Origin of the sequence: Chryseobacterium lacus (assembly GCF_003336205.1) — a bacterium.
GTDB lineage: Bacteria > Bacteroidota > Bacteroidia > Flavobacteriales > Weeksellaceae > Chryseobacterium_A > Chryseobacterium_A lacus.
Map to the genome: position 1 here is coordinate 223277 of NZ_QPIE01000003.1, position 17370 is coordinate 240646.

14 protein-coding genes are annotated in these 17370 nt (G+C 38.8%); 10 read left to right on the top strand and 4 right to left on the bottom strand.

Features of this window, described 5'->3' with window-relative positions; all coding sequences use genetic code 11:
- Positions 1-29: 29 nt before the first annotated feature.
- Entirely contained in the window at positions 30-1706 is a 1677-nt protein-coding gene (locus DQ356_RS04895) for a DUF6909 family protein (RefSeq protein WP_114303355.1), read from the bottom strand.
- Between the two features lie 337 nt (positions 1707-2043).
- Between DQ356_RS04895 and DQ356_RS04900 the strand changes: the two genes are divergently transcribed.
- From DQ356_RS04900 to DQ356_RS04910, 3 genes are all read left to right on the top strand, one after another.
- Positions 2044-4245 carry a glutamine synthetase III family protein gene (locus DQ356_RS04900; RefSeq protein ID WP_114303356.1) on the top strand — a complete coding sequence of 734 codons (2202 nt, stop codon included), beginning with the start codon at positions 2044-2046 and terminating at the stop codon, positions 4243-4245.
- Positions 4246-4627: 382 nt separating this feature from the next.
- Entirely contained in the window at positions 4628-5326 is a 699-nt protein-coding gene (locus DQ356_RS04905; RefSeq protein ID WP_114303357.1) for a C40 family peptidase, read from the top strand.
- Positions 5327-5354: 28 nt separating this feature from the next.
- Positions 5355-5786 (top strand): nucleoside deaminase, encoded by a 432-nt coding sequence (locus DQ356_RS04910; protein WP_114303358.1) that lies wholly within the window; start codon positions 5355-5357, stop codon positions 5784-5786.
- A gap of 6 nt (positions 5787-5792) precedes the next feature.
- Here DQ356_RS04910 and DQ356_RS04915 read toward each other — a convergent pair whose 3' ends face one another.
- Both DQ356_RS04915 and DQ356_RS04920 read right to left on the bottom strand, forming a co-directional pair.
- Positions 5793-6548, bottom strand: a complete 756-nt coding sequence (locus DQ356_RS04915) for a type III pantothenate kinase (protein WP_114303359.1) — start codon at positions 6546-6548, stop codon at positions 5793-5795.
- A 2-nt stretch (positions 6549-6550) separates the two neighbouring features.
- Positions 6551-8395 (bottom strand): M1 family metallopeptidase, encoded by a 1845-nt coding sequence (locus DQ356_RS04920; RefSeq protein ID WP_114303360.1) that lies wholly within the window; start codon positions 8393-8395, stop codon positions 6551-6553.
- A gap of 170 nt (positions 8396-8565) precedes the next feature.
- Here DQ356_RS04920 and DQ356_RS04930 point away from each other — a divergent pair, with 170 nt between their 5' ends.
- The 4 genes from DQ356_RS04930 (at position 8566) to sufD (ending at position 12568) form a co-directional block, all read left to right on the top strand.
- Complete coding sequence (locus tag DQ356_RS04930) at positions 8566-8895, top strand: HesB/IscA family protein (RefSeq protein WP_114303362.1); 330 nt, start codon at positions 8566-8568, stop codon at positions 8893-8895.
- A 6-nt stretch (positions 8896-8901) separates the two neighbouring features.
- Entirely contained in the window at positions 8902-10350 is a 1449-nt protein-coding gene (sufB, locus tag DQ356_RS04935) for a Fe-S cluster assembly protein SufB (protein WP_114303363.1), read from the top strand.
- A 113-nt stretch (positions 10351-10463) separates the two neighbouring features.
- On the top strand, positions 10464-11207 hold the full coding sequence (gene sufC / locus DQ356_RS04940) for a Fe-S cluster assembly ATPase SufC (RefSeq protein WP_114303364.1): 744 nt from the start codon (positions 10464-10466) through the stop codon (positions 11205-11207).
- A 56-nt stretch (positions 11208-11263) separates the two neighbouring features.
- Positions 11264-12568, top strand: a complete 1305-nt coding sequence (sufD, locus tag DQ356_RS04945; RefSeq protein WP_114303365.1) for a Fe-S cluster assembly protein SufD — start codon at positions 11264-11266, stop codon at positions 12566-12568.
- Between the two features lie 40 nt (positions 12569-12608).
- Here sufD and DQ356_RS04950 read toward each other — a convergent pair whose 3' ends face one another.
- Positions 12609-13724, bottom strand: a complete 1116-nt coding sequence (locus DQ356_RS04950; RefSeq protein ID WP_114303366.1) for a DUF3078 domain-containing protein — start codon at positions 13722-13724, stop codon at positions 12609-12611.
- Positions 13725-13884: 160 nt separating this feature from the next.
- Between DQ356_RS04950 and DQ356_RS04955 the strand changes: the two genes are divergently transcribed.
- The 3 genes from DQ356_RS04955 to gdhA all read left to right on the top strand — a co-directional run bounded on the left by DQ356_RS04955 (position 13885) and on the right by gdhA (position 17340).
- Complete coding sequence (locus tag DQ356_RS04955; RefSeq protein WP_114303367.1) at positions 13885-14658, top strand: rhomboid family intramembrane serine protease; 774 nt, start codon at positions 13885-13887, stop codon at positions 14656-14658.
- Between the two features lie 30 nt (positions 14659-14688).
- Positions 14689-15801: a DNA-processing protein DprA gene (gene dprA / locus DQ356_RS04960; RefSeq protein ID WP_114303368.1), complete on the top strand. Its 1113-nt coding sequence runs from the start codon at positions 14689-14691 to the stop codon at positions 15799-15801.
- A 180-nt stretch (positions 15802-15981) separates the two neighbouring features.
- Positions 15982-17340: an NADP-specific glutamate dehydrogenase gene (gene gdhA, locus DQ356_RS04965; RefSeq protein ID WP_114303369.1), complete on the top strand. Its 1359-nt coding sequence runs from the start codon at positions 15982-15984 to the stop codon at positions 17338-17340.
- The last annotated feature ends 30 nt before the right edge of the window (positions 17341-17370 follow it).

Sequence of the window (17370 nt, forward strand, 5' to 3'; positions counted from 1 at the left end):
CCAGAAAACTGATGGCTTTTATTGTATTATTATTGATCTGATGATTTTAAAATCTTTTCAAGAATTCTCAGCGTAATCATGTATGTGGGTTTTACTCCGGTAAGGCCTAATCCACCGGAGGATAATGTGGCTCCGGTTTCCAAAGGATTGTCGGAAGCATAATAGCCGTAGCAGAGAAAAAGATCGGGGGAAATATGATGTCTGATACTGGAAGCCACCTGTATCGCTTTTTGGTAATGAGCTCCTTCCATTTCCAGTCCGACGGCTTTCCATGTTGTATTCATGAAATAAGTGAGAATGTCTCTATTCTGAAGTGAAGTTCCCAGAACCGTAATCATTGGCCCTTCAAACGCTTTTATTTCATTATCTTCAAAATCTTCCAGCTTCAAAGCGTTTTCAAAAACATAATTATCTGCAGTTCCTTCAAAAATATGAGAAGTCGGAATCATAATATCACCTTTAGCTCCGGTCAGAATTCCTGCTTTTCCCATAATGGAGATGGATTTCACGTGCATCGTGTACACTTCCTGATTGTGTTCATAAGGTCGAAGCAATTCGTCCATCACCTCAAAAGCTTGTTCGCCGAAGGCGTAATCAAATACCAAAATCACATCATCTCCGCTGTATTTTATGCCGGAAAAAGGAGTATTCTTCAGGTTGGTTTTGCTCAAATCAATGATCTGAACATCAATATTACTTCCGCTGTCATCATTAATATATATAAGTCCAGATTTTAACGAATGATCTAGAACTTTTTCCTGAAGTGTTTTTTTATTGCTTATTTCTTCATAAAGTGAATAATCCACTTCCTTGGTAGCACTTTTTCCGATCGCATCATTGGCAAACAGCATGTTTTTCACAGAATGCATATTCGCTGAAATGATGTGTAGATTTCGCATTTGGAGATCATTCTCAGCCAAAACTTCTTTCACTTTATTGGCCCATTTTTCCCCGAAAAGATGATGTCCGACACGCTCTCTCAAAACAGCACTGAAGAAAATTTCCCGTTCGCGGTTGCCTTTCATGTCCTCTAAGCTTACATTTCCGAGATAGTAAATAATCTTAAAAAGCCTGTCTGGATTTTTGTCGCTTCCGAAATTGTTATAAGCATTCAGGACTTCATCAAAAGTTCTTCCCAAAAGTGATGACAGATGAATGAGTGCTACTTCTTTTTCTTTTCGGCTCATTTTCCGTTCGCCTTTGGCTACTTCCTCTATAATTCTCCACGTTCGGGTGGGCTTATAATTCTCATCTTTATTGTGGGCTAATTCCCGTATTTTATCTGCTTCTATATAAAGAAATGTAAGATGGGTAAGAATATCGTAAATTTCTGAACGGCCGAGTAGAACCTCAATATTCATCTGGTGTTCATCAATTCTGTAGCAGTTTCTTCGTCTTTTTTTAGGAACGATGATTTCAAAACTGCCCTTTTCAAAACCTTCGTCGGAAGTGAGGTGCACAAAAGCGGTTTCCTCTATCCCTTCCGGAAGCCTGTCCAGGACGTATAGCAAACCATCAAGTTCTATCTTATTGGGAATGCTCATAGATCCGTAGATTTCAGGAGAAATCGTCATGAGCAGGTTTCTTATTGTTTCTCCGGAAACGCCTCCCGGTTTGAAGAATCCTCTATAGAAGAGGTGTCGCATGGTTACATACAGCCTTTCGATGGCTTCTGTGGTTTCGCGCGCCCGTAAGTTTGTTGCCATAAATTATGTGCGTATTTGTTGAATATATAATTAATGACACACAAAGTTAACGAATTAAAATTGATTTGATTTCAAACTTCAAAAGTTCTTCGGAGTCATAAAACAAAAGTAAGGAATTTCAGCTTTTACAAATAATAGTTTCCGCTTTATTATAAATGGTGCTGGCGTAAAAAAATAGTCTTGTGAGCTTTTGTCATATCTTTTTAGATTACCCTGTGAATTTGGGGGTGGTTTTTTATTTAATTATGTTAATTTTAGTCATTACCCTAAAATTTTTGATGCATTTTAATTTTTGAACATATAAATAATTTAAATTTGCACAATAAATCTTCATCTTATGTCAACATTACGATTCAAAGCTTTAGCCGAACTTCCTTTCAGAAATTATAGAAAGGACAACGCTGTAGATGTGCCAAAAAAACTTTCTGAACTATTCTGCGAGAATGTTTTTTCAGAAGAAACTATGCGGAATTATCTTACTAAAGAAGCGTTCACTTCAATACAGGATGCTATTAAAAGAGGTACAAAAACGCCAAGGAATATCGCAGATCAAATTGCAGTCTCCATGAAAGACTGGGCATTATCCAAAGGAGCAACACACTATACCCATTGGTTTCAACCTTTAACGGGTACGACAGCAGAGAAACACGACAGTTTTTTCACTCCTTTTGAAAGCGATCGGGCTATTGAAAGATTTAACGGAAGTATGTTGATACAGCAGGAACCGGATGCATCGTCGTTTCCTAACGGAGGTATCAGAAATACGTTTGAAGCAAGAGGTTATACAGCTTGGGATCCTACTTCTCCAGCATTTATTATTGGAACAACGCTTTGTATTCCCTCCATTTTTATTTCGTACACCGGGGAAACGCTTGATTACAAAACACCGCTTCTCAGAGCACTTCAGGCAGTAGATGTAGCCGCTACAGAGGTTTGTAAAGCATATTTTGATAAAAATGTAACGAAGGTAACAGCAACTTTAGGTTGGGAACAAGAGTATTTTCTCATTGATACTGCATTGTATCAGTCCCGGCCGGATCTTGTGTTCACCGGGAGAACATTATTGGGACACGCTCCGGCTAAAGGACAGCAATTAGACGACCATTACTTTGGCTCCATCCCAACACGAGTGATGAATTTCATGAAGGAACTGGAAATCGAATGCATGAAACTGGGAATTCCTGTCACAACAAGGCATAATGAGGTAGCACCAAATCAGTTTGAGCTGGCGCCGATGTTTGAAGAGACCAATGTGGCAGTGGATCATAACTCTTTACTCATGGATATTATGGCAAGGGTGGCTCATAAACATCACTTTCATATTCTTTTTCATGAAAAACCTTTCAAAGGGGTGAATGGAAGTGGGAAACATAATAACTGGTCGCTGGCCACAGATACTGGAGAAAACCTTCTTAGCCCCGGGAAAAATCCCAAAAAGAATTTACAGTTCCTCACCTTTTTCGTTAATTCCCTAAAAGCAGTTTCCGAATATTCTGATCTTTTGCGAGCCAGCATCGCATCCGCAAATAATGATCACAGACTGGGAGCTAACGAAGCGCCGCCTGCTATTATCTCAGCATTTATCGGAAGTCAGCTGTACGGCGTTCTGGAAGAACTAGAAAAAGTAACTGACGGGAAACTTTCCCCAGAAGAAAAAACAGAATTGAAACTGAACGTAGTGGGTAAAATTCCTGAGATCTTACTGGATAATACAGACAGGAACAGAACCTCACCTTTTGCCTTCACAGGAAATAAGTTTGAATTTCGAGCAGTGGGTTCTTCTGCCAATTGTGCTGAACCAATGACGGTGCTAAACGCTATCGTGGCAAAGCAGTTGAAAACTTTCAAATCGGAAGTAGATCAATTGATAGATAATAAAAACCTAAAAAAGGACGAAGCCATATTCAATATTCTTAGAGAATACATCAAGGAGTGCAAACACATTATGTTTGAAGGTGACGGATATTCTGAAGACTGGGCGATAGAAGCAAAAAAAAGAGGCCTCAATAATCTGAGAACGACGCCTGAAGCTCTGAAACAAGAGCTCGATCCAAGGTTTATTGCGCTTTATGAAGAGTTGGGAATTTACAATCATAGAGAATTTGAAGCTCGAAATGAAATTAAGCTTGAAAAATATGCAACTGTTATTGATATTGAAGCGAAAGTACTTTCAGATATTGCCAGAAATCATATAATTCCTGCCGCCTTGAACTATCAGAACAGACTGATTGACAATGTTAAAGGGTTAAAAGAAATTTTTAAAGATGAGGAATTTCAAGTTTTGGCCAATGAACAAATGGAGTTGATAAGGGAGATTTCAAAGAACGTGTCGCAGATTAAAACTGGAGTAGACGAACTTTTGGAGGCCAAAGAAAGAGCGAGGAGTATGAATGCAGGCCAACAGCAGGCTGAGATCTATTGCAATGAAGTAAAACCGAAATTTGATAGAATCAGGGAAGCGAGTGATGCGCTGGAAATGATGGTGGACGATGAACTCTGGCCGATGACGAAATACAGAGAATTGCTTTTCACAAGATAAATTTTAAGTCCCGCTAATGAGCGGGATTTTTTATGAATATGGTAATTTTCCATTGATTTTTTTCCCAAATCTCCACTTCTTAACTCACTTGAAAATTCAATCCGTTGATACTTAATACCTTATATAATTATAGATCAACCTTTATATAATTAATAGATAACAGCGATAAATGTTAATGTTTCTTAATGAAATAAGAAGCCGCAAAACCCTATTAATGGGATTTACGGCTTACAAATTTTTAACATACTTGAGAAATATGTTAAATTGTGTTAAAAGGCCTGCCAGAAATTTCTTATAAAAGCTCGGTTTCAGTGGTTTTATCTACTTTTGTTTTGCATTTGAGTAAATAACAAAGACCCATTAACACAGATAATCAATATATATGAAGAAAAGAGTTTTAATTAATCTGACTGTAATTACTTCGATATTTTTCTTACAATCTTGCGTTACGAATTATACGGTTTCTGCACCATCTATTCTCGACAAAGAATACAAAACAGATGCCAAAAGCTCTGTAGCTGAGCTTAAAAGACTGGAACAGAATAAACAAACTTTAATCAACAGTTTTGCATCAGAACGCAATGCAAAAATGGCAGCCGTCAACACACTTGAAAAGAACGCTGAAATTGCCAGAGCCATCAGATTTGCTAAGAAAATCGATGGAATTCTGGAAGAAGCTGCAACCTATCTTGGAACACCTTACCGCTACGGGGGAATGACAAGAAACGGAATCGACTGTTCTGCATTTGTACTTTCTGTTTTTAGCTCCGCAGCAGGAATCGCTCTTCCAAGAGTAGCTGCTTCCCAAGCCAACGAAGGAGAAAAAGTAGAAAAATCTGAACTGCAAAGAGGAGACCTGTTGTTTTTCTCACAAGGCAGAAGCAGAATTTCACATGTGGGCATCGTTGAAGAAGTGACCGATGAAGGTGAAATAAAATTCATCCATGCTGCAACTTCAAAAGGAGTGATGATTTCTTCCTTAACAGATAAATATTGGGGTCCGAGATATAGATTCGCCAAAAGAATTATTACGCCTGAATCAGTGTCTGCTCCGGAAAATTTAGCTACAATTATTAATTAATTTTTCTGAAATGGTCAGCAACAGTCCTATGTTTACTGACGAATATTTCATGAAACTTGCTCTTCAGGAAGCTGTTGCTGCTCTGGAGAAAGATGAGGTTCCCGTAGGATGCATTATCGTTTCCAACAATCGCGTGATCGCCCGTTCCCATAATTTAACCGAAACCCTGAATGATGTAACAGCTCATGCAGAAATACAGTCGATTACTTCTGCGGCTGGATATTTGGGTGGGAAATATCTAATCGACTGTACTCTGTACGTTACTTTGGAGCCGTGTGTCATGTGTTGCGGTGCGTTGAATTGGGCGCAGATTTCTCGCGTGGTAATTGGTGCAAGAGATGAAAAGCGGGGATTTATCAACAAGAATCTTTCGCTACATCCAAAAACAGAAGTTGTCACAGGAATTCTGGAAAATGAAAGCTCGCAGTTGCTTCTGGATTTTTTTAAATCTAAACGGTAAAATATCTCAAAAACTTTTCCCAAGAAAATACAACCCTTTCAGCGTATGGAGCCGGTCTGCAACGTGAATTTTCTCAGTTAAAGGTTGGTACACATGCGACACGCCGCCCGTGGCGATAACAAAACAATTGTCCTGCACTTCCCGGTTAATCCGGTCTATAAAACCTTCCACCATTCCGAGGAATCCGTATACCATTCCGCTCTGCATGCAGGATACCGTGTCCAACCCTAAAACGGTTTTCGGTTTTACAAGTTCAATTTCAGGAAGTTGTGCGGTGTCCTGAATGAGAGAATTTAAAGACGTAATAATTCCGGGTGCAATAATGACTCCAATGGTTTCGCCATTTTCATCGATACAACTGGCCGTAAGCGCGGTGCCAAAATCAAAAACAATTTTTTTGCCGGAATAAAGATGATGTGCAGCTACCAGATTAGCATAAATATCCGTTCCCATTTGTTTGGATTTCGGCAGAACATCCGAGGGGGTATCCCGGCCGACAATCACGGGTTTTTTCTTATGAATTTTTTCAATAGCTCTGGCTACATCGTAGGTGAGTTGCGGAACTACAGAACCCATAATTATACGGTCGATACTTGCCGGATCAATATTGTGAGTTTGATACATCATCATAAACTGTATCTGAAATTCATCGCTGGTTCGGTAAGGTTTGGTATTTAAAACCCAGGAAATATCGCAATCATCGTTTTGGAAAAACCCAAAACGGATGTTGGTATTGCCAATGTTTATTACAATAGCAGTCATTACTATTTATTTTCGACAAAATTATCTTCAGGATTTACATCGGCCAATCGCTGGGAAAAATCGATTCCTAAAGCCGCAATCTGATCTTTGGTATAAGGAATATTGAAAGTATATTCCTGTTGTGTCCATGGCCAGTATTTCAAGGTTTCAAAATCACCGTAAATATCTTTTTTCTTCCATACCCGGGTCATGTTCATGGGAATATGATAGTTAATTACTTTTTTATCCGAAGTTAAAATACTGAAATCTATCGGCATCGGAACGGAACCTTTGTTGGAAAGGGTAACAGTAGTGGAATTAGACCCGTATTCCACATTTTTCACTGCATAATCAATTGTTTTTGTGGTATTGATCCAATAATGATGAAACCATTTCAAGTCCATTCCTGTGTGTTTCTGTGCAATATGAAGAAAATCCCGATCGGTAGGATGTTTCATTTTCCACTGTTGGAAAAACTCTTTTAAAATAGCAGAAAGATTCTCCTCACCTACAATATATCCGAGTTGAACCAGAAAGAGTTCACCTTTATAATAACTTGCAATTCCGTATGCACCACCATCGTCATGATGATCTGCAAGCCAAACGGCTGGACTTTCCTTTCCGGTTTTTGTAAAATTAATATAACGGTTTAGGCTGGATGTAAAAGGATGTGGTTGTGGCGTCTCCGGAGGAAAAAGCTGATGCATGATCATGTTTTCCGCATAACTGGTGAAGCCTTCGTCCAGCCATGGCTTTGTGCTTTCATTAGTGGCTATCATTTGCTGAAACCACATATGTCCTGCCTCATGAAACATGAGTCCCACCAAGCCTTCCAGAGATTTTGCTTCACCCAGAATCAGGGTCGTCATTCCATATTCCATTCCGCCATCACCGCCTTGTACGAAAGAGTAAGTGGGATAAGCGTAGCGTCCGAACGTAGCGTTCATCAATTGGAAAAACTTCTGAACATACGGTTTGCTCAATTCCCAAAAAGCAGTTTTTCCAGATTTTTGATATACATAATAAATCTTCGGGCCGTCCAGTACAGTGAAGCTTTCTACGGTGTAATCTTTATCTGCTGCCCAAGCAAAATCGAGGATGTTTTTGGCGGTCCATTTCCATGTAGCTTTGTTTTGGTTATTGGTTTTTATTTTTGCCTGTGGATCGTATCCTTTCACTTCTGAGGGATTTTCCAAAATTCCACCGGCTCCGATAATATAATCTTTATCGATATTGATGTTCACTTCAAAATCTGCGAACGGTGCGTGAAATTCTCTTCCAATATAATCAAAAGTAGCCCAACCATCGTAATCGTATTCTGCGATTTTCGGATACCATTGAGACATGGACATATCGATTCCTTCTCTGTTATTCCGGCCTGCTCTCCGGATTTGTTTCGGAATCACAGCATCCCATTCCATGGTAAATGTAGTGGAGGAATTAGGTTTTATGGGTTCTGCAAGTTCCACTTTCATAATGGTTTCCTGAATTTCAAACTTCAGGTTTTTTCCGTTTTGCCTGATCCAATGGATGTTTTGAGCACCTTCCTCATTTTCCGGAATAGAAGCCAGTCTGGAAATTCCGTTTTGCTGAAGTCTTCCGTCGCCGTTTTTTCCTTGACTTTGCACTCTTTGGTCCATCATGGATCCTGCTTTGAAAGCGTTCCAATACAGGTGGAAATAAACGGTTTTCAATTCATCCGGAGAATTATTGGTATACGTTAAAGTTTGTTTGCCTTGGTAAGTAAATTGAGCAGCATCTACATCAATTTCCATTTTATATTTGGCAAATTGCTGGTAATAAGGCCCTTTTTGAGCCGGAGAAATACTAAAAATCAATAAAAATAAAATCAAAATTCCCTTTTTCATTGCTGCTTTTTATTAAATTGAGCCGAAAGATACTGATTTTTATTTTTTTGGCGATTTCTGTTGAACGAATGGAAATACCCATAATCTTTATAGTTAAAATAAACCACAGGATTTGACTTTCAGTATAATAGTTCGTACTTTTGCAATCTAAAATCATTCTAAATAATAAAATGATAAAAGTAAGTGATCAAGCAAAGCAAAAAGCAATTCAGCTGATGACAGAAGAAGGTTACAACGCAGAAACCGATTTTGTTAGAGTGGGCGTAAAAAGTGGCGGCTGTTCGGGGTTGGAATATGTTTTGAAATTCGATAATAAAACAGAGGAAAACGATCAGGTTTTTGAAGATAACGGCCTTCGCGTAGCGGTTGACAGGAAATCTGTGCTTTATTTGGCCGGAACCGTTCTCGAATATTCCGGAGGATTGAACGGTAAAGGTTTCGTTTTTAATAATCCTAATGCTGCAAGAACCTGCGGCTGTGGAGAATCATTCAGTTTATAAAAAATTATGGCAAAATATACAGAGGAGGATTTACGGGAAGATCTGAAAACCCAAGAGTACGAAGCCGGTTTTTACACCGATATTGAGTATGATGATTTCCCTACCGGCCTTAATGAAGATATCATCAGACTTATCTCAGAAAAAAAAGAAGAACCGGATTGGATGACCCAATGGAGGTTGGAATCGTTTAGAATCTGGCAAAAAATGGAAGAGCCTGATTGGGCTAACATAAAATATGAAAAACCTGATTTTCAAGCGATAAGATATTATGCGGCACCCAAAAAGAAGCCGGAATTGGAAAGCCTGGATGAGGTAGATCCGGAACTTTTAAAAACTTTCGAAAAATTAGGAATCAATATCGAAGAGCAAAAGCGATTGGCAGGAGTTGCCGTAGATATTGTCATAGATTCCGTTTCTGTGAAAACGACTTTTCAGGAAACACTGAAAGAAAAAGGAATTATTTTCTGTGCGATTTCTGAAGCAATCCGCGAATATCCCGAGCTGGTAAAAAAATATATTGGCAAAGTGGTCCCAAGAGGAGATAATTTCTATGCTGCGCTGAATTCCGCAGTTTTTTCCGATGGCAGTTTCTGCTACATCCCAAAAGGAGTTAAATGCCCGATGGAACTTTCCACTTATTTCAGAATTAATCAATCCGGAACCGGACAGTTTGAAAGAACATTGGTAATTGCCGATGAAGGTAGTTACGTTTCCTATCTGGAAGGCTGTACAGCACCTGCGAGAGACGAAAACCAACTGCACGCAGCCGTTGTGGAACTGATTGCAATGGACGGTGCGGAAATAAAATATTCTACAGTTCAGAACTGGTTTCCCGGCGATAGCGAAGGGAAAGGCGGGGTTTATAACTTCGTGACCAAAAGGGGTATATGTGAAAAAAATGCGAAAATTTCCTGGACTCAGGTGGAAACTGGATCTGCAGTAACCTGGAAATATCCAAGTTGCATTCTGAAAGGCGACAATTCAATTGGAGAATTTTATTCCATCGCGGTAACCAATAATCATCAGTATGCAGACACTGGAACCAAAATGATTCACATCGGGAAAAATACCAGGTCCACCATTATTTCCAAAGGAATTTCTGCCGGTAAATCCAATAATTCTTACCGTGGATTGGTAAAAGTAATGCCCACAGCGAAAGGTGCAAGAAACTTTTCACAATGCGACTCGCTGCTGATGGGAAATGAATGCGGCGCACACACTTTTCCCTATATCGAAATAAAAGATCCGACAGCACAATTGGAGCACGAAGCGACTACTTCCAAAATTGGTGAAGACCAGATTTTCTATTGCAACCAACGCGGAATTGATACCGAAAAAGCCATCGCACTCATTGTAAATGGTTTCAGTAAGGAAGTTCTGAATAAACTCCCGATGGAGTTTGCCATCGAAGCTCAAAAGTTACTGGAAATTTCTCTGGAAGGTTCAGTAGGATAAACTTAAATACATAAGAACGGTATTACTTTGATAAGCGAAGCGGTTTTGTGTTTTCTGACAATAACACGAACTTTTAAACCCTTTGTTTGTCCTTGAGATAAAAAATAAAAACAATGCTTAGAATCAACAACTTACACGCTCAAATCGAAGAAGGCGTAGAAATTTTAAAAGGAATTAATCTTGAAATAAAACCCGGAGAAGTACACGCCATCATGGGCCCAAACGGTGCCGGAAAATCCACGCTTTCCTCAGTTATTGCAGGGAAAGAAGATTACGAAGTTACCCAGGGAGAAATTATTTTTGAAGGCGAAAATATTGTAGAAGATGCTCCAGAAGAAAGAGCACATAAAGGGCTTTTCCTTTCGTTTCAATATCCCGTGGAAATTCCGGGTGTTACTGTTACCAATTTTATAAAAGCCGCCATTAACGAAAACAGAAAAGCAAAGGGCCTTTCCGATATGCCTGCGAAAGAGCTTTTGGCATTGGTACGCGAAAATGCTGAAAAACTGAGTATCAGAAAAGATTTTCTGGGACGTTCCCTCAATGAAGGATTTTCAGGAGGTGAAAAAAAGAGAAATGAAATTTTTCAAATGCTCATGCTAAATCCCAAATTAGCGATGTTGGATGAAACGGATTCCGGACTGGACATTGATGCATTAAGAATTGTAGCCGATGGTGTAAATTCGTTCCGGAATGAAGGGAACGCAGTTTTGGTCATCACCCATTATCAAAGACTTCTTGATTATATTCAGCCCGATTATGTACACGTGCTGGCAGATGGAAAAATCATCAAAACGGGAGATAAATCTCTGGCTCTGGAATTGGAAGAAAAAGGGTACGATTGGCTTTTGAATTAATGACAACTTGAATTATTTCATAAAGTTGGTAAATATTAAAAAGAGGAAATAACGAAATGTTGAACGAACAAATTATAAACAATCATCATACTTTTTTGAAAACTCTGGAACACAGTTTTCTGGACGGAGAAAGAATTTCTGCCCTCCAAAGATTCGCTGAAATGGGTTTTCCTACCAAAAAAGATGAAGAATATAAATACACTTCCCTGAAAGAAATTACGGAAAAACAATATAATTTCTTTCCATCCGAAGAACATACCATAACGCAGGAACAACTGGACGAACTGCATCTGGGCGAGGAAAATTTTGAATGGATCACTTTTGTTAACGGAAAATTGCGCAAGGAATTGTCCAATATTTCTATAGAAAATGTGGAATTGCTTTCTTTTCGGCATGCGCTGAACAGCCCTGCTCACAGAGAAGTTTTTGATCAATATTATAATAAAATTTCTCAAAAAGATCTCGCTTTCACACAGTTGAACATGGCGTATGCCAACATCGGATTTTTCATGAAAGTGCCAAAAAATGTTGTGATTGAAAAGCCGATTCACATTTTTTATATTTCACAGAATCAGGACGGAAATACAATTTACAACACCAGAAACCTGCTGATTGTAGAAGAAGGTGCCAAGGTGGAAATTATCGAAAGCCATCATAATTTTGATGAAAGTTTCGTATTCACCAATTCTGTTACTGAAATTTTCACTTATCCAAATGCCAAATCAGACTGGCATAAAGTGCAGAACGACAGCGATACTTCTTTTCTTGTAGATCATACTTTTGCGCATCAGGAAAAAGACAGCCTTACTACGGTAAATACCTTTTCTTTCGGCGGAAAACTGGTGAGAAACAATCTCGATTTTATTCAGAACGGTTCCAATATCAATTCCTTCATGAACGGGATTACGATTATTGGAAATCAGCAATTGGTGGATCATCACACGGCTGTTCATCATAATCAGCCCCATTGTGAAAGCTACCAGAACTATAAAGGAATTTTCAAAGATTCTTCGAAAGGAGTTTTCAATGGGAAAATATTTGTAAATAAAATTGCCCAGAAAACCAATGCTTATCAACAGAATAACAACATTCTTCTCAATGAAGGAGCCAGTATTGATACCAAACCTCAGCTTGAAATTTTCGCAGATGATGTGAAATGTTCCCACGGTTGTACTGTTGGCCAGCTGAATAAAGATGCAATGTTTTATTTCCGTACGAGAGGAATTTCTGAAAAGGAAGCGCAGGCTTTGTTGCTATACGCATTCGCCAATGATGCGATGCAGAATATTGATATTGAACCGCTGCGAATAAAAATCTCCAAACTTCTTGCCGAAAAACTGGAAGTCAGTATGGAATTTTAAAATCATTTAATCGCCCGCTTCAGTAATGAAGCGGTTTTTTTTAAGGCGCAACATAAGGTTTTATCGCTTTTTTCTTAATTTCGGCTTCATGTTTTACGCCCAGATTATATGAGAATCCAATACCGAGTGTTTGTTTTCGTTGCAAAGCCCGGATTTGATCATGATCGTAACTCAAATCCAACGTGACCAATGTGGAAATAAATTTATTGAATCTCAGTGTTAATGCACCTTTATAAGCAATATCAACTCTTTCTGCATGCTCGACGTAATTACTAAATAAATTCACCTGATTGTCTAATATAATATCTTTATAAATTTTCCAACGGTAAATAACGTTCATCATCGCTCCCAGCTCTTGCCGGAAAGACTGGCCGTCCCTCTCTAAACCGTATTTTCCTGCTTTCTGAAGCATAGGGTCCATAACAAAAGTAAATTTTCCGTTTACAGGCCTGAAGATCACCTGAAAATTTTCGTTCGGATTGTATGAAAGCCCGACACCTGCATTCAGATAACCCGGCGCTAAAAAATTAGAAATTCTGTCATAATAAGAAGGTTCGGGAGTTTCGGTATAGTTGAAGCCCGGAGCGAATTGCGAAACGAATTTGAATCCTGAAGAAATATAGAAATTTTTTCCCACGTCGTATCCGTAATTCAGCGCAAGATTAATATAATCCTCGGTTTTTCGGCTTGCTTGGCCTTCCGAAGCGATCCATCCGTATTTCAATTCCAGAATATTTTCCAGAAAATGTTTCTTATTCCGGTAGCTCAAATTGTAATTTATTTTGCCTAGAACTCCAATATTATTAATTCCGCCGGAATACCAATTGGAAAAAGAAGCCTGATTGAACACTACATTATTCTGTCCGTGGAAATACCATTTTTTTGACTCCTTGAAATGATTGAGACTGAAAGGCGTAATGGGAAGTTCCTGCGATGGTTCCGGCAACTGAATGGTCGGAGGAAGAAAAATAGTATCCTGAAATTTTGTCGGCACATCCTCTATTGCTGGTTTGGCAAGACTGTCAAGGTTTAGTGAAACGGCTTTCCAGCGTTGGTGATTGATGGAATCCAGAATCTCACGGTTTGTTTTTTCATCTTGAGAAAAAATGTGTACTGAAACTACAGAAAATAATACTAAAAAAATCCTTTTCATCATGCTGATCTAAAACTTTTGCAAAAATAAGGCTTATGATTGAAATGAATTTCCCCAAATACAATTACCGAACATTTTGTCTGAGAAACTCATTTTTAATTCAAATTTATTCGCCAAATTTACCTTATCAATGGTTTGGCTTCTGTTTTGAAAAACCACCGCTATGCAGAAATACCATATTTCCCCGAAAGCCGTCTTGTATCCGCTTCTCATGATTGCCATGATGTGGATAGTATACTACTTTCAGGTTCATGGATTTTTTGGGAATTGTGCAGGAGCCATCATTCCGCTGGTTCCTGCAGGGTTGAAGGGTGTCATTTTTTCCCCTTTTTTGCATGGTGATATGGGTCATTTGGTGGCAAATTCTTTTCCAATCGCAGTGCTGATGTTCCTGTTGTTTCAGTTTTATCCGGTCTTTGCCAACAGAATTTTTATTTTGGGATGGTTGTTTACAGGTCTTCTGGTTTGGCTGCTTCCGCCGATTGATATTTTTACAGGGCAATATATGTATACCTGTACCATCGGTGCTAGTGGCGTGGTGTACGTTCTGGCTTTTTTTCTTTTTTTCAGTGGCGTATTTCAGTGGAATATGAAACTCCTCACGGTTTCCCTTTTGGTAGCCATGTATTACGGGAGTTTGATATGGGGAGTTTTGCCTGAAGAGTTATTTTCCACACTCGATGAACCCAGTAAAATTTCCTGGCAATCTCATCTTTCGGGTGCCGTTATCGGTACTGCTCTGGCATTTTTCTTTAAAAACAAAGGCGAGAAGAAAAGGAAGTTTATTTGGGAGTTTCCCAATTATTATAATGAAAAAGATGATGAATTGTGGATGCAGTACCGCGAAAAACATCCCGAAGATTTTGAAGATTCTTCACCCAGAAAGAAAGATGAAGTTTGGGAACGTCTTGAAGAACTGAGAAAAAAAGACGAATAATTTTCTATCTTTGGATAAATTAGCTTTTCCATGTTTACTGATGAACACCTCTATTCCATTGCGTTAAGAAAATGCAGCCAAATCGGTGATATTAATTTTTATAAACTCGTGAGCGCAGTGGGTTCTGCGAAGGAAGTGTGGGGATTTCCGAAAAAAGATCTTGCTGCTATTATAGGAATTGGGGCTAAAACGATCTACGATATTGGAAATGCTGAATCTATAAAATTTGCAGAAAGCGAACTTAAATTTTGTGAAAACCAACAGATCAAAATCAACCTCCGCCATCTTGGAGATCTTCCAAATTTACTTAATGAGTGCGAAGATGCGCCCGCCATTTTATATCAGAAAGGAGAATTTAATAAAAAACTTACTCCGCTCAGCATCGTAGGGACACGAAATGTGACCCATTATGGAAAGAAGTTTCTTGAAGATTTCTTTGAAGAAATAAAAGACAGCAAACTCACATCAATAAGCGGTCTTGCTTTAGGCGTAGATACAGAAGTTCATCAACAGTCATTGAAGCACAATATTCCTACAATTGCCGTACTTGCACACGGCTTTCATACGCTTTATCCCTCGAGGAATAAGAAAATGTCTGAAAAAATTTTGGAACAAAACGGCGTTTTGCTTTCGGAATTTAATTCGTCACAGAAACCGGATAGAGAAAATTTTATTCAACGTAACAGAATTATCGCTGGTCTTTCGGAAGCTACAGTGGTTGTGGAAACTGCTTTCGGAGGCGGCTCAGTCAGCACAGCAAATTTTGCGAACCATTACAACCGGGAAGTGTACGCATTGCCCGGAAAAATCACCGACAAATATAGCCAAGGATGCAATCAGCTTATTGCTCAGAATAAAGCAAGAACTATTTCATCCATCAAAGATTTGATTGAGGAGTTAGATATAGATAAGCCAAAATCTAAAGTTGGAGAACTTTTTCCCTATTCAGATATTAAGGCAATGCTTTCGGAAAAGCAACAGAAAATTTATGATATTTTGCAGAAATATGATTCACCCGTTGCTCTGGATGATATTGCGGAGCAATGCGGTTTTCCTTCACACAAGGCACTCCCGATTTTATTAGAACTGGAGCTTTCCGGTTTCATCAAAACTTTTTCCGGGAAACAGTTTCAAATTGCGTGATTATTTTATAAAAAATCACTGTTTTGGGAGGAACATTTTGTTTTTAATAATTTTATGCGCTTTTTTGTGAATAAATATAGATAATCCTTCTAAAATTATTAAATATTCAATAAAAAGAAAAAAAATCCTTGGAAGTCTTGAAAAAAAAACTAAATTTGTTGTAATCAACAACATCCACCTATGGAAGATTATAACATAGATCAAAAAATTCAGGATTTTATTGCCCAAGTAGAAGCGAAGAATCCTAACGAACCTGAGTTTCTACAAGCTGTAAAAGAAGTCGCAATTACCGTGATTCCGTTCATAGAAAGCCGGAAAGACTATCAGGGCATGAAGCTCTTGGAAAGAATGGTAGAAGCAGAAAGGATAATAATTTTCCGTGTTCCATGGGTAGATGACAAAGGTGAAATCCATGTCAACCGTGGTTTCAGAATTCAGATGAATTCAGCGATCGGACCTTATAAAGGAGGAATCCGTTTCCATCCTACTGTGAATCTTTCCGTTTTGAAATTTTTAGCTTTTGAGCAGGTTTTTAAAAACTCTCTTACAACACTTCCGATGGGAGGCGGAAAAGGAGGTTCGGATTTTGATCCTCAAGGAAAATCGGATATGGAAGTTATGAGGTTTTGTCAGGCATTCATGACGGAACTTTGCAAGCATATAGGCCCGGAAACAGACGTTCCGGCTGGAGATATTGGCGTAGGTGCAAGAGAAATAGGCTATTTATTCGGGCAATATAAAAAAGTAAGAAATGAATTCTCCGGAGTGCTCACAGGCAAAGGGCTTGCTTATGGCGGATCATTGATTCGTCCTGAAGCAACCGGCTACGGCGTGGTCTATTTTTGTGAACAAATGCTGGGTACTATCAACGAAAAAATAGAAGGTAAAGTGTTCGCCGTTTCCGGGTTTGGGAATGTAGCGTGGGGAGTTATTAAAAAAGTAAACGAATTGGGCGGGAAAGTGGTTACCATTTCCGGGCCTGATGGTTTTATTTATGATGAAACAGGAATTAGTGGCGAAAAAGTAGATTATTTATTGGAGCTTAGATCTTCTGGCAACAACAGAGCTGAAGATTATATTAAAAAATATCCTGAAGCAAAATTTTTTGCCGGCAGAAGGCCTTGGGAAATAAAATGCGATGTGGCCATTCCCGCAGCTACGCAAAATGAACTCGATCTTGAAGATGCCAAAAAATTGGTTAAAAACGGATTGATTTGCATTACCGAAGCCGCAAATATGCCGTCGAATTTGGATGCGATCAATTATTTCCTTGAAAATAAAGTTCTTTTCAGTCCAGGTAAAGCTTCTAACGCAGGCGGTGTAGCCACTTCCGGCCTTGAAATGACTCAGAATTCTATTCGTTTAAACTGGACTTCCGAGGAAGTGGATGCCAGATTAAAAGAAATTATGGTAGGAATTCACAAGGCTTGTAGAAATTATGGTAAAGAAGAGGATGGTTATGTGAATTATGTAAAAGGAGCTAACATCGCAGGTTTTGTAAAAGTAGCCGAAGCGATGCTTGCTCAAGGTGTAGTTTAAAAATAACTCCAGATTTATTTCTGTTTTAAT

Coding starts and splice junctions, on each gene's coding strand:
- DQ356_RS04895 (WP_114303355.1), bottom strand. CDS start 1,706: ATGGCAACAAACTTACGGGCGCGCGAAACCACAGAAGCCATCGAAAGG.
- DQ356_RS04900 (WP_114303356.1), top strand. CDS start 2,044: ATGTCAACATTACGATTCAAAGCTTTAGCCGAACTTCCTTTCAGAAAT.
- DQ356_RS04905 (WP_114303357.1), top strand. CDS start 4,628: ATGAAGAAAAGAGTTTTAATTAATCTGACTGTAATTACTTCGATATTT.
- DQ356_RS04910 (WP_114303358.1), top strand. CDS start 5,355: ATGTTTACTGACGAATATTTCATGAAACTTGCTCTTCAGGAAGCTGTT.
- DQ356_RS04915 (WP_114303359.1), bottom strand. CDS start 6,548: ATGACTGCTATTGTAATAAACATTGGCAATACCAACATCCGTTTTGGG.
- DQ356_RS04920 (WP_114303360.1), bottom strand. CDS start 8,395: ATGAAAAAGGGAATTTTGATTTTATTTTTATTGATTTTTAGTATTTCT.
- DQ356_RS04930 (WP_114303362.1), top strand. CDS start 8,566: ATGATAAAAGTAAGTGATCAAGCAAAGCAAAAAGCAATTCAGCTGATG.
- sufB (WP_114303363.1), top strand. CDS start 8,902: ATGGCAAAATATACAGAGGAGGATTTACGGGAAGATCTGAAAACCCAA.
- sufC (WP_114303364.1), top strand. CDS start 10,464: ATGCTTAGAATCAACAACTTACACGCTCAAATCGAAGAAGGCGTAGAA.
- sufD (WP_114303365.1), top strand. CDS start 11,264: ATGTTGAACGAACAAATTATAAACAATCATCATACTTTTTTGAAAACT.
- DQ356_RS04950 (WP_114303366.1), bottom strand. CDS start 13,724: ATGATGAAAAGGATTTTTTTAGTATTATTTTCTGTAGTTTCAGTACAC.
- DQ356_RS04955 (WP_114303367.1), top strand. CDS start 13,885: ATGCAGAAATACCATATTTCCCCGAAAGCCGTCTTGTATCCGCTTCTC.
- dprA (WP_114303368.1), top strand. CDS start 14,689: ATGTTTACTGATGAACACCTCTATTCCATTGCGTTAAGAAAATGCAGC.
- gdhA (WP_114303369.1), top strand. CDS start 15,982: ATGGAAGATTATAACATAGATCAAAAAATTCAGGATTTTATTGCCCAA.